The 783-nt window shown below is 66.7% G+C and carries 1 protein-coding gene; it reads right to left on the bottom strand.

What is annotated here, in order from left to right; translation table 11 throughout:
• A partial coding sequence (locus ACFIF2_RS35895; RefSeq protein ID WP_395577489.1) for an acyltransferase domain-containing protein occupies positions 1-752 on the bottom strand: 752 nt, incomplete at its 3' end.
• Positions 753-783: the final 31 nt, after the last annotated feature.

Here is a 783-nt window from a genome sequence, read left to right as displayed (position 1 = left end):
ACGGTGTCGATCCGCTCACCCGTCACCGTGGACACGAACGGAATCTCGCTGGAGCGCGGGGAGATGCCGTCCAGAACCTTCAACAGCTCCTCGCGGATCAACTCCACCTGCACCGAATGCGAGGCGTAATCCACATCGATACGACGCGCCCGAATCTCCGAGGACTCACACTCGGCCAGCACCTTCTCCAACCCCGCGATCTCACCCGAGACCACCGTCGAGGAAGAACCGTTCACCGCCGCCACCGACACACCCGGCACATCCGCGATCAGGGACACCACCTGGTCACGGGGCAGCGCCACCGAAACCATCCCACCCAGCCCGGACAGGCGCTCGGCAATCAGACGACTCCGCAACGCCACCACCCGCGCCGCATCACCCACACTCAACGCACCGGCCACCGTCGCCGCAGCAATCTCACCCTGCGAATGACCCACCACCGCGGCAACCGGAACACCCCACGACCGCCACACCCGCGCCAGCGACACCATCACCGCCCACAACGCAGGCTGCACCACCTCAACCCGACCCAACTCCCCAGCCGAACCCAGAACATCCAGCACGGAGAAGCCGACATACGGGTCCAGAGCCTCGGCGCACTCCCGCATCGCCTCCGCGAACACCGGATGGCCGTCCAGGAGTTCACGCCCCATACCGACCCACTGGCAGCCCTGACCGGCGAACACCAGCACCACACCGCCACCGGCATCGGGCACCACCTCGACCCCCGAAACCGACGACAGCTGCGACACCAGCTCCTCGGAGTTCCGCCCCACGACGACA

The organism is Streptomyces sp. BK79 (assembly GCF_044142145.1).
Classification (GTDB): domain Bacteria; phylum Actinomycetota; class Actinomycetes; order Streptomycetales; family Streptomycetaceae; genus Streptomyces.
The sequence above is the reverse complement of the archived record's forward strand: the minus strand, read 5'-3'. Positions and strand labels throughout refer to the sequence as shown.